This is a genomic window from Planomicrobium sp. MB-3u-38, assembly GCF_002836425.1.
Lineage (GTDB): Bacteria > Bacillota > Bacilli > Bacillales_A > Planococcaceae > Planococcus > Planococcus okeanokoites.
In genome coordinates this window covers 1-2,796 of sequence record NZ_PJBO01000056.1, presented here as the reverse complement: position 1 = coordinate 2,796, position 2,796 = coordinate 1, and the positions used below count along the sequence as shown (strand labels likewise).

The 2,796-nt window shown below is 30.2% G+C and carries 2 protein-coding genes; one reads left to right on the top strand and one right to left on the bottom strand.

Annotated elements, in window-relative coordinates; translation table 11 throughout:
- Nucleotides 1-932: 932 nt before the first annotated feature.
- Nucleotides 933-1,676 (bottom strand): hypothetical protein, encoded by a 744-nt coding sequence (locus CXF70_RS10350; protein ID WP_101802597.1) that lies wholly within the window; start codon nucleotides 1,674-1,676, stop codon nucleotides 933-935.
- Between the two features lie 180 nt (nucleotides 1,677-1,856).
- On the opposite strand from CXF70_RS10350, the gene CXF70_RS10345 reads away from it, so the two are divergent.
- A complete protein-coding gene (locus CXF70_RS10345) occupies nucleotides 1,857-2,507 on the top strand; it encodes a hypothetical protein (RefSeq protein WP_101802596.1) in 651 nt (216 codons plus the stop codon).
- The last annotated feature ends 289 nt before the right edge of the window (nucleotides 2,508-2,796 follow it).

Genomic DNA, 2,796 nt, shown 5'->3' with positions numbered 1-2,796 from the left:
AATAGAATCTGTTTTGAACTATTTTCATAAATTCATTAAGAGAGTCTTTAAATATACAATGCCCAATGTGCCATATAAACCGTTCGTAAAAGTACACTATTACAAACACTCTAAAATCTATTGTAAATATACAAAAAGAACGTTCGCAAATGTGCCAAAACACTTTACGAACGTTCCCCAAAATAAATATACTTTCCCGAACGCTTATCAAAAAGAATTTAGAGAAAATAATCATTTATAAAAGTTAGTATTAAAAATAAAAATGAAGGACGTAAATTGGATGGTTTGCGATAAATAAGAACCACTGACTGAGACGTTTTTTGAACAAGCAGACTGGATAAAATTTTGACCGAGTAATCTATTAATTACTGAAATTGGTTATTTGAAAAGGAAATATATTGTATATCCTTCAACTTAAATTGGCTGGAAAAAAGAAGAGATTATCGAGGAATAGAATGATCTCACAAAGAAGATTGAAGCAGATATTTAGACATTGAATATGCCGATACTCGATTCAATACAACATGAAAATAGTAGGGGGCATTTATTGCAGACTTGTTTTCAAATTCTTTCCTAAAGGGATGAAGATAAAAGAGAATTTATTCGGAAACGACAGCGTGAACGAATCGACTTAGGTATTTAAAAATGGTATTCAGTTTGGTATACCGCCTTTTTTCTTAATAGGCATTCAAGGAAGTTTTTATAAAATGGAAGGCTTTAGATTAACAGTAGTGTAAGATATGCAAGGAGTAGGGATAAAAGAGAAAACCTTTTTATATGATTGAACTTACCCCCATAATGGTAAGCACTTTTAAAAGTTATCCATTCGGGGGTTAAGTTTACAGTTCAAGTTCAGGTTGCTCTTTTCCGAACAATTTTTTCTTTTCGTAATTAACTAAAGTAGAAAAATTAGGAAACTATTATTTTAAAATTTATTCATTGATATCGGTACTACTTAAATAACTTTTAATTTCTTTAAAAGATTCATCATTTAGTAAGTACGAAGAATAAACGTCTCTAGTATTCATTATTCTTCCATTTTCATTAAAAATCCATATATAATAAGTTTCTTTTTCAAGAGCGAAAGAATGCTTGGGGTGAGTAATCTCAATAACACTATTATCTTTTTCTGCATTAAAAACAGCCTTTTTAAATATATCAATACTCTCATCAGTTTTTAATTCTATTTTTTCAATATTTATACTTGGATTAATATCAACTAGAGGTTGAATATTTTCTATAAAAGTATTGATTCTCTTCCTATCAATTACTTGCTCTCCGCTGTAAACTTCTGCAAAAACCACTTTTTCTTTTTCTATTATTTTTTTAATTTCATCGATATTATAATCTTTCATAAGTCCAATAGAGACTCCTGTTTCGACAGCTCGTTTACTATTGTTATGTTCTGCATCAAACGTTTCTGATACTCTTAAAACTTCTGAACCTACTATGTCAACAATGTAGGCATCCTCGATAATGAACCTAACTTCATAATTAATACCTTCTTGTTCCATTCCAGCATCAAGAATAGTTGTACGAAAATGTAATTGTCTATCAGCAGGATTTTCCAATGATCCGAATTCAATAGAAGCACTCTCAATAAGGATATCTTCTTTTTGGCAAGCTGATAAAAGAAGGAAAAAAATGCTCGTTACAATTATTAACTTTTTTTTCACTTATACCACCCTTTGATCTTGTTTGCTAAATAATACAGTAATTACAATTAATCTACAAATTAATTTTAAAGTCTGTGAAGAAAAAAATTAAATTTATAAGAATTATCAAAATATTTATATACTTTCCATTTCTATAGTGCTATTCTACATTTGGAATTAAAACCATTAAGGAGGAATGTTATGAAAATTAGTAAATATTTATTAGGTTTTCTATTAATTATTTTCAGCCTGCTTTATATTTCAAGTCCAGTTTTGGCAGACTCTACTGAGGAGTTAGAAAACGAGATAGTTGTTTTTGAAAAATCTGAAGAAGATATTGAAATAGAATCGAAATTGCAAGAAAAACAAATTATTCAAGATTTAATAAGGAATCAGCCATTAACTGATGGAGGAGTACCTGGAGGTATAACAACTTTAAATGATGTTTCAAGTTACAAGACTGAATATGGAACTCCAGTCACTAAAAGTGTGTACGGATTTGCAGGGAATCAACCTTATGGAGGCATAAGATTTACAACTGGGGGAGGATTTTCTTGGGCCAATAGTGGTGGACCATCAACAACTTTGAATGTCAGCTTTCCAACGCCTTACGCAAGCCTAAGTGTTGCTATTCCCCTAGGTAACAGATCTACTTCTGTGACTGGTTATTTTGTTAAAGCCCCAAATACTACAGATTACTTCAAATTACATGTTTCTAAAAAATATAAAGTCACTCCATATGTAACTTACGTCCAATCACGAGATTGGATGCATAGAATCGTTTGGACAAAAGTTGGCAGTGGACACACTCGTATTCATGTAAGCACTACTCTAGGCGCACGAAAAAGCTAACCTCAAATTTTAATAAATTATTTATCTTTTTAAATATTGTGCTAATGAAGAATTATAAACATAATCAATAAGACATACGTTCGTATAAGTGAACATACAGTTTACGAACGTCTTTTTTCTCTATTCAGTTTATCGAACATAAAAAGTTTGTACTATATTATAAAAATGTTCTCTTACTTATTTGCCTCTGTTTCTTCGAATGAACTTCTTAGTGTTACAAATGTATGTAAATCGATTTTTTGTAATACCGTTAGTAAAACTCCTCTAGTTGAATTACTATTTTTCAATT

Excerpts from the sequence above, each read along its gene's own strand:
- CXF70_RS10345 (WP_101802596.1), top strand. The coding sequence starts at position 1,857 with ATGAAAATTAGTAAATATTTATTAGGTTTTCTATTAATTATTTTCAGC.